5 protein-coding genes are annotated in these 7,472 nt (G+C 67.4%); 3 read left to right on the forward strand and 2 right to left on the reverse strand.

Annotation, left to right across the window (positions count from 1 at the left end; translation table 11 throughout):
* Positions 1-34: 34 nt before the first annotated feature.
* The gene (locus ACK6C6_RS24430; protein WP_409269775.1) at positions 35-1,240 is read right to left on the reverse strand and encodes a M20/M25/M40 family metallo-hydrolase; all 1,206 of its coding nucleotides are present in this window, start codon (positions 1,238-1,240) and stop codon (positions 35-37) included.
* A 223-nt stretch (positions 1,241-1,463) separates the two neighbouring features.
* On the opposite strand from ACK6C6_RS24430, the gene ACK6C6_RS24435 reads away from it, so the two are divergent.
* From ACK6C6_RS24435 to ACK6C6_RS24445, 3 genes are all read left to right on the forward strand, one after another.
* Positions 1,464-1,907, forward strand: coding sequence for a hypothetical protein (locus ACK6C6_RS24435; RefSeq protein ID WP_292038947.1), 444 nt, complete (start codon positions 1,464-1,466; stop codon positions 1,905-1,907).
* 149 nt (positions 1,908-2,056) lie between these two features.
* On the forward strand, positions 2,057-3,550 hold the full coding sequence (locus ACK6C6_RS24440; protein WP_409269776.1) for a DUF2868 domain-containing protein: 1,494 nt from the start codon (positions 2,057-2,059) through the stop codon (positions 3,548-3,550).
* A gap of 5 nt (positions 3,551-3,555) precedes the next feature.
* Entirely contained in the window at positions 3,556-5,040 is a 1,485-nt protein-coding gene (locus ACK6C6_RS24445; protein WP_409269778.1) for a DUF3482 domain-containing protein, read from the forward strand.
* On the opposite strand, the gene ACK6C6_RS24450 is transcribed toward ACK6C6_RS24445, so the two are convergent.
* Complete coding sequence (locus tag ACK6C6_RS24450; protein ID WP_409269777.1) at positions 5,037-7,151, reverse strand: TonB-dependent receptor family protein; 2,115 nt, start codon at positions 7,149-7,151, stop codon at positions 5,037-5,039. The genes ACK6C6_RS24445 and ACK6C6_RS24450 overlap by 4 nt on opposite strands.
* Between the last annotated feature and the right edge of the window lie 321 nt (positions 7,152-7,472).

The following is a 7,472-nucleotide window of genomic DNA, read 5'->3' on the forward strand; positions in this document are numbered from 1 at the left end:
ATTCAGATTCGCACTGCGGATCTTCACTACAGCTTTATTGGCTCGACAGCTCCACCATGTAGGCTGCCGCCAAGCGGGCGAATTTCAGCGCGTGGGCAGTCTGGTTGCCCGAGTTGGCCAGGGTGTCCTTCGATGTGTGGATGTGCGGGTTGTATCGCGCCATCGATGACTCGAAGGGCATCGACGCTGGATAGCCTTGCGCATCCCAGCTTGCGTGATCCGAACAGCCATAACCGCACCTGTCGTAGCCGACCGTGAGCCCGGGCAGGTAAGCGCCGATCAGCTGGGCGAGAAAGGCGTTCTGCTGGCTGTTCGTGTAATCGGTGATCAGGTAGATGTCGTTTGCCGCACCCTTGTAGTTCGTCATGTCGAGCTGCAGCACGCCGGCGACCTTCCTGCCCGCCTGCCTGAACTGGCGCGCAATCTCTTGCGAGCCACGCAATCCCGCTTCTTCCGCCGCATAGGCGATGACCTGGATCGTGCGGCGCGGACGGTAGCCGCTCGCAATCAGCGCGCGCAAGGCCTCGGTCATGCTCGCCACGCCCGACGCGTCGTCGTCGGCGCCCGGCGCGCGTGCCGTCTCGCTCATTCCGATACCGACAATCGAATCCAGGTGCGCGCCGACCACCACGGTTTCTTCCGCCAGGTCCGACCCCGCGATGGTCAGGCTGACCGACGGCTGGGGGTAGCCCTGGTGATGGACCTGCATCACCGAGATGTCCGCGCGGCCGGCAGCGAGTTCGCGCCAGGTCGCCAGCAGCCAGTTCGATGCGTCCACACCCGACTGGCTCCGGAAATAGCGGTTGGTAAAACCGCTCAGGCTCAGGATGCTCGCCTCGATCTGCTTCTCCTGCATGCCCGCCAGCATGGGCTCGACTAGTTCGCGTTGAGCAATTGCATATGTGCGCGCCGGCGCCAGGACGCGGCGCCGGTCGAGCGCCGCACGGGCCTCGGCTTCGCTACCGTGATATATGTAGCCACCGCACTGTCCCAGGCGCTGGTGGATCACGCCGGCAATCTTCGCGAGCCTGCCTTCATCGACGACGATGGCGTGTACCTTTTCCGCAGGCAGTTGGCGGCTGTCGATCGCCACCGCATCGGGAGCGATCGTCTTGACCTGCCGATAGGCCGCATCGCCGATGGTGATCCAGGCCCGGCGTTTCATCGACGGGCCGGCGCTCGCGGCAAGGCTGAGGCAAAGGGAGAACAACAGGCAGAGCTTGGGCAGGCCGGACTTCATTACATTTCCCCTTGGCATGGCAAGCAAAAATGCTAGCAGTCTGTTCTAGCAAGCATTTGCCACATCTCAAGGTATTCAGAATAGTCTTGCCCCGTCCACTCTCCGCTAGCTGAACGGTAATCGTGCGGCGATTCCTACAGTGGCTCGGAGTCTTCTCCTATACAGCCCCACTGTTTCGACGCGCATGATCGGTCCATCGGTTCAGCGAAGCGAAGGAGGAATCATGAAATCGAAGGAAAAAAGCCTGGGTGGCGACAACCGTTCGCGCGGTATCCACAAGCCGAAAGGCGTGACGGTTGCGGAAGGGAGCATGCAGACGCGCGCACCCGGCGCCGTGATGCGCGGCGGACCAGAATCGCCTTTCCCGATGGCCAACACCGGTTCGCAGCAGTCGGACACGAGCGGCCGCGGCCAGCGCGGCGGCGCCGGCTCGGTCCACCAGGGCTGGAGCGCACGCCAGCGCGGCCAGCGCATGCAGGCGCAGGCCGAGCAGAATCGCTTGGGTGAAGCCCAGCAATCCGGTGCGGGCGGCATGGAGCAATACCAGCACGCCGGTTCCCAGCAATCGGACTCCGGCGTGGGTGGAGCGAAAGGCCTGCAGGGCCGGCCCGACCAGCCGGCGTCGGACTTCGGCAGCAAGCCGAACAAGAAGAATCCCGGCAGCTGAACGCCGGCGCAAACACATTGCGAGCCCGGGTTTCCCGGGCTTTTTTTACGCCTCGACTTCGACCGCAAGCAGCGCGGGAACGATGTTCCGTCCCAAACTGCGGCACAATGCACCTGTAGCCTTGCCATTTCAACCATGACAGGAGAAGCATGAACGAACAGGTCGCACGCAATGTCGTACTGGTACGCGCCATCGAGTCCGCCGACGTCGATCACACGGTGCTGAGCGACGATGACCGCAAGTACGCAAGCCGCAGCGCGAAGGAACTCGCCGCCTGGCAGGCGGCCGACAGCAAGAGCGCCGTCACCCAGCAGCATTTCCTGCAGCAGCGCTCCGAGCAGATCCTGAAACGCCTGGGCGAACGCTCGCCCGCCTTCGGCGCATTCGCCAAGCGCCGCCTGGGCCTTGGCGGCGTCTGGCTGGCCCTGCCTTTCCTGGCCTTCGTCTCGGGCGCAGTCATCGACCGCATCGCCGATCCGCAGCGCGTCGACCTGCTCTCCGCACCCTTCCTCCTGATCATCGGCTGGAACCTGCTGGTCTATCTGTTTATGCTGGTGTCGGCGCTGATGCGGGTCATCGTGCCCGGCAAACGGCCCGGCTGGGCGAGCCCGAATCTGCTGCGCCGCCTGAGCGTGGGCAAGGCCGCCGTGCCGCGCAAGCTGCCGGCGCCGCTGGCCGAGGGCATCGCCGTTTTCATGGGGGAGTGGGCCGCCCTGAGCGAACCGCTGACCCGGGCGCGCCTGAGCCGCAGCATCCATCTTGCCGCGGCCTTCTTTGCGCTCGGCGCCATCGCTTCGCTGTATGCGCGCGGCCTGCTGACCCAGTACGTGGTCGGCTGGGAGAGTACCTTCCTCGACGGCCGCCAGGTCCACACCCTGCTGTCCTGGCTGTTCATGCCGGCGATGAGCGTGTTCCACTTCCTGCAGGGCTTCTCGCTCACCGAGATCGAATTGCTGCGCTTCGGCCGGATGGTGAATGCCGCCAGCGGCGAGCGCTGGGTGCACCTGTATGGCGCGACCTTGCTGCTGCTGGTCGTGCTGCCGCGCCTGCTGCTGGCCGGCTTCGCCGCCTGGCGCGCAAGGCGGCTGGCGCGCAGCTTCCCGCTCGACCTCGACCAGCCCTATTACCGCAAGCTGGCGGACAGCATCGGCGCCGGCGCGCCGGCACTGCTGCGCGTGCTCCCCTACAGCTACACCCTCGACGAAGCGCGCGACCGCGGTCTGTGGGCGATCGCGGCGAGCGCGCTCGGTGCGCAGGCGCGCGTCCAGCTGCGTCCTACGGCCGCCTATGGCATCGATCCGAAGGAAGCCCTGCGCGACACCGCGCTCGACGAAGCGGGCGTCACCGTCACCGCCGTGCTGTTCAGTCTTGCCGCCACGCCCGAGAAGGAAAACCACGGCGCCTTCCTCGACTACCTGAGCAAGCGCGTGAAGCGCGGCGTCGCCGTCCTGGTCGACGAGTCGCCGCTGGTGGAGCGCATCGGCGAGCAGCAGGGCAATGCCGCGCGCGTGGCCGAGCGCAGCGCGCTGTGGCGCCAGTTCTGCAGCTTCCACGGCACCTCGGCCACCTTCGTGAACCTGCTCCAACCCGACAAGCATCCGCTCGAGCTGGGCGCCGGCCTGTCACTGCCGGAGCTGCGATGAACGCGATGAACCCGGAACCGGTCAAGATCCAGTTCGCGCTGGTCTCGCACACCAACAACGGCAAGACGACGCTGGCGCGCACGCTGGTCGGCATGGACGTGGGCGAGGTGCGCGACGCCGCCCACGTGACCCAGTTCGCCGAGGCGCACCCGCTGCAGCGCAGCGAGGCCGGCGACACCCTCGTGCTGTGGGACACGCCGGGCTTCGGCGATTCGGTACGCCTCTTGAAACGCCTGTCGATGGCGGGCAACCCGATCGGCTGGTTCCTGCGCGAGGTGTTCGACCGCTACCGCGACCGCCCGTTCTGGCTCAGCCAGCAGGCGCTGCGCGCCGCCAAGGAAGAAGCCGACGTCATCCTCTACCTGGTCAACTCCTCGGAATCGCCCCAGGACGCCGGCTACCTGCCGTCCGAGATGAAGATCCTCGAGTGGCTCGGCAAGCCGGTCGCCGTGCTGCTCAACCAGATGGGACCACCGCGCCCCGGCGCCGAGGAATCCGGCGAGCAGGGGCGCTGGCGCCAGCACCTGGCCCAGTTCCCGGTGGTGAAGGAAGTGCTGCCGCTCGACGCCTTTGCGCGCTGCTGGGTGCACGAACACGTGTTCTACGAAGCGATCGGGCGCCTGGTCGTCGACGAGAAGCGGCCCGGCTATGCGCGCCTGCTCGAGGCCTGGTCCGCCGCCAACCGCCAACGCTACCTGGGCGCGCTGCGCGTCTCGGCGGAGCAGCTGGCGGCGGCCGCGCGCGACGCCGAACCGATTGCGGAAGAGGGCCGCAGCATGCTGCGCAGCGCGCTCAAGGCGGTCGGCATCGGCAAGGACGAACAGCGGCGGCAGGAGCTGGCGATGGCGGCGCTGGTCGAACGCCTGAACGCCCGCATCAACGGCGCGACGGCGCGCCTGCTGGCCCTGCACCGGATCGATCCGGGCCAGGCGCTGACCATCAATGCGCGCGTGCGCGACAACTTCGCGGTGCACGCGCCGGTGGACAAGGCCCAGGCCGGCCTGCTCGGCGCGGTGGTGTCGGGCGCGGCGACGGGACTGTCGGCTGACATGATGGCGGGCGGCCTGACCATGGGGGCAGGGGCGCTGCTGGGCGCGATCGTCGGCGGCCTGACGATGGCCGGCGCGGCTTGGGGCTTCAACCAGAGGACGGACCGCGACAAGCCGGGGGTGCAGTTCGCCGATCCCTTCCTGCAGTCGCTCTTGGTGAGCGCCGTGCTGCGCTACCTGGCGGTGGCGCACTTCGGCCGCGGGCGCGGCAACTGGGTCGAAGGCGAAGCGCCGGCCTTCTGGCAGGAGGAAGTCGAGCGGGCCCTGGGCGAGCACGCGGCCGCGCATCCGGACTTGTGGAAGTCGGTGCGCGCCGCGCCGGACGAGGCCGTGGCGGTCAAGCTGGTGGAAGCCGTGCTGGTTCCGGCCACTGACGCCACCCTCGCCAAGCTCTATCCCGGTGTGGCGCTGCCGACGCGTACCGGGATCGCAAAGGTCTAGAACTGGTATTGCGCGCTGACGCCCAGGATCCAGTTGCGTCCGGGCGCGGCTTCGTAATAGCGGCGGTTGGCGTCGCCCACGATGACCGAGCCCACGTAATCGCGGTCGAACAGGTTGTTCAGTCGCGCAAACTGCTTGAACCGCCATCCTTTCACTTGCTGGCTGGCCTGCACGCGCGCATTGACGATGGCATAGCCCGGCGCCGGCGTGGCGGTATTCGTGTCTTCCGCATAGACGCGGCTGTTGGCGATCGTCTCCAGCGCGGCGCCGAAGCGGCCGGACTGCTCCTTCCAGCCGAACTCGCCGTACAGGCTGGTCTTCGGGATGCCCGGCAGCCGGCTGCCCTCGGGCACGGCGCCGAAGCCTTCCTCGTAGGTGGCGCGCAGCGCCGTGAGCGCAAGGCGCGCGTTCCAGCCCCCGCCGAGTTCCGCATCCAGCGACAGTTCGCCGCCCTGGCGCAGGGTAGCGCTGGCGTTGCGGTAGCTGGTACGCCCGCCCGATGAGCTGTCGACCACCAGCTCGCCCTCGGTACGCACCTGGAACACGGCCGCGTTCACGCGCACACCCGGCATCAGCATGGCCTTGACGCCGGCCTCCAAGTGCTTGCCGATGGCGGGGGCGAGGCGGAAGTTGAAGCCGGCGCCGGTGCCCGAGTAGAACAATTCGTTCAGGGTCGGGGTTTCGAAGCCGCGCGCGGCGCTGGCATACACGTTCAGCGAGGGCGAGACCTTGTACAGCAAGCCCACCAGTGGCGAGGTGTGGCGGTAGTCGACGCTGCCGCTGTCGTTGCCGTTGGCGAGGAAGCGGTCGGTGACGTCGAAGCTGATGCGGCTGCGGCGCACGCCGCCCGTCAGGACCCAGGGTCCGCGTTCCCATTCGAGCTGGGCGTAAGGGTCGACGCTCCTGACTTCATTCTGTTCGTCGCGCCGCAAGTTGCCCTTCACGCCGAAGGTGTTGCCGACGAAGTTCTCGAAGCCCTGGCGATCGTCGCGCGAGCGCGCCACTTCCAGGCCGACGGTGGCGCGCAGCGTGCCCCCGGCCAGCTCGCGCACGGCGCGCCAGTTGGCGTCGATGCCGTGGAAGTCGCGGTCGAAATCGACCACGCCGCCGGAGTGCGTGGGCGGGGCCTGGAAGCCGCGCGAGAATGACTGGTACTGGATCACGCGGCGGTTGCCGCCATAGGCGGTCACCAGCAGGCGGTCGGGGCCGAAACGCTGTTCCCAAGTGAGTCCGAACTGCTGGTGGTCGATGCTCTTGCGGGTGTCGTAGCGCTCGGCCAGGGGGCGCTGTGGCGACTGGGTGTCGGTCGTATCGGTCTCGCCGGCGCGCGGGTCGCGCTGCCAGGTGGCCCAGGTTACGCCCAGCGGATCCTGGGTATCGTCCTGGCGCAGTCCGCTCGCGGTGAGCACCAGGCGGCTGTCCTTGTCTGGCTCGACCACCAGCTTGGCATAGGCCTGCTCGCGGGTGGCGGCGCTGTGGGCGCGGTAGCCGTCGGTCTCGAAGCGCGAGGCGTCCAGCAGGTAGCCGAGCTTGCCGCTGCTGCCTTGTGCGTTCAGGTCGAGCTTGCGCAGGCCGTCGCTGCCGGCCGAGAAGCTGGTTTCGATGGAAGGCGCGCCCTTGGGATCGCGCGTGAACAGCTGGATCACGCCGCCGGAGTGGTTGCCGTACAGGGCGGAGAAGGGACCGCGCAGCACTTCGATGCGCTCGGCGATGTCGAGGTTGAAGGTCGCGGCCTGGCCCTGGCCGTCGGGCATGGTGGCCGGGATGCCGTCCGCCACCAGGCGCACGCCGCGCACCCCGAAGGCCGAGCGCGCGCCGAAGCCGCGCGAGGAGATCTGCAGGTCCTGCGCATAGTTCTGGCGGTCGCGCGCGACCAGGCCCGGCACCGCGGCCAGGGCTTCGGAAGCGTTCACGCGCGGCTGGGTGTCGCGCAGCTGGGATGCGTCGACGATGTCGATCGCGGCGGGCAGGTCGAAACTCGTGTGTGCGGAGCGGGTGGCGCTGACCACCACGACATTGATGGGCGCGCGTGCCTCCTGGGCGATCGCGCACAGTGGGGCCGACATGCATGCCGCGGCGATGGCGGTGCGGCGAAATAATGGGTGCTTCATCTACTCTCCAATAGCTCATAGCACCCGTGCGACCGGCATGCTGGTTTGGCACGCAATATACCCGGCATTGCCAAAACCGACACGCACCGCACCCGCCGGCACGTCCGGGCAAGGGCTTGCGGACTCCGTCGGCGTTTGCTATAGTGCGCGTCCGCTTCGGGAACGCTGCAAGGCACGATCGAAAAAGGTTAACGGAATCAAATGGTTGCGTTAGCAAGGTCGGCAGAGAAATCTGCAACGAAGCGAACGAGGGGTTGACGAGTTAAGCGAAACACTGCATAATCTCACTTCTCTGCTGCTGACGAACACAACGCTTCGCAC

The organism is Massilia sp. BHUDP2 (assembly GCF_046236355.1).
Classification (GTDB): domain Bacteria; phylum Pseudomonadota; class Gammaproteobacteria; order Burkholderiales; family Burkholderiaceae_D; genus Telluria; species Telluria varians.

Excerpts from the sequence above, each read along its gene's own strand:
- ACK6C6_RS24430 (WP_409269775.1), bottom strand. The coding sequence starts at position 1,240 with ATGAAGTCCGGCCTGCCCAAGCTCTGCCTGTTGTTCTCCCTTTGCCTC.
- ACK6C6_RS24435 (WP_292038947.1), top strand. The coding sequence starts at position 1,464 with ATGAAATCGAAGGAAAAAAGCCTGGGTGGCGACAACCGTTCGCGCGGT.
- ACK6C6_RS24440 (WP_409269776.1), top strand. The coding sequence starts at position 2,057 with ATGAACGAACAGGTCGCACGCAATGTCGTACTGGTACGCGCCATCGAG.
- ACK6C6_RS24445 (WP_409269778.1), top strand. The coding sequence starts at position 3,556 with ATGAACCCGGAACCGGTCAAGATCCAGTTCGCGCTGGTCTCGCACACC.
- ACK6C6_RS24450 (WP_409269777.1), bottom strand. The coding sequence starts at position 7,151 with ATGAAGCACCCATTATTTCGCCGCACCGCCATCGCCGCGGCATGCATG.